Here is a 361-nt window from a genome sequence, read left to right as displayed (position 1 = left end):
AGTTGGACCTTTGGTCCTGTGAGAGTAGGTCGTTGCCATGCATTGTTTAATTTTTAGTCATTCCGCAATAGCTCAGCTGGTAGAGCGCATGACTGTTAATCATGATGTCGTAGGTTCGAGCCCTACTTGCGGAGTCTTTTTTTTTACTAAAATTTCAAAAATTGATATTTGCCGTTTTAGCTCAGCAGGTAGAGCGCTTCCATGGTAAGGAAGAGGTCACCGGTTCGACTCCGGTAAATGGCTTCATATTGATCTTTTAGACTTTGGATGTTGTGAAAATTAAGATAATTTTATAGCCAGATTGTAAGTACTAATGGCATATTGCCGGGGTGGCGGAACTGGCAGACGCACAGGACTTAAA

General features: G+C 42.1%; 2 tRNA genes. Both read left to right on the top strand.

Annotated features, from left to right (window positions below):
* Window positions 1-61 precede the first annotated feature (61 nt).
* Window positions 62-134 (top strand) — tRNA-Asn (locus ACEN3Z_RS11935).
* A 36-nt stretch (window positions 135-170) separates the two neighbouring features.
* Window positions 171-243, top strand: a tRNA-Thr gene (locus ACEN3Z_RS11930).
* The last annotated feature ends 118 nt before the right edge of the window (window positions 244-361 follow it).

The sequence above is a fragment of the Ruoffia sp. FAM 26254 genome (assembly GCF_045528545.1).
GTDB lineage: Bacteria > Bacillota > Bacilli > Lactobacillales > Aerococcaceae > Ruoffia > Ruoffia halotolerans.
The sequence above is the reverse complement of the archived record's forward strand: the minus strand, read 5'-3'. Positions and strand labels throughout refer to the sequence as shown.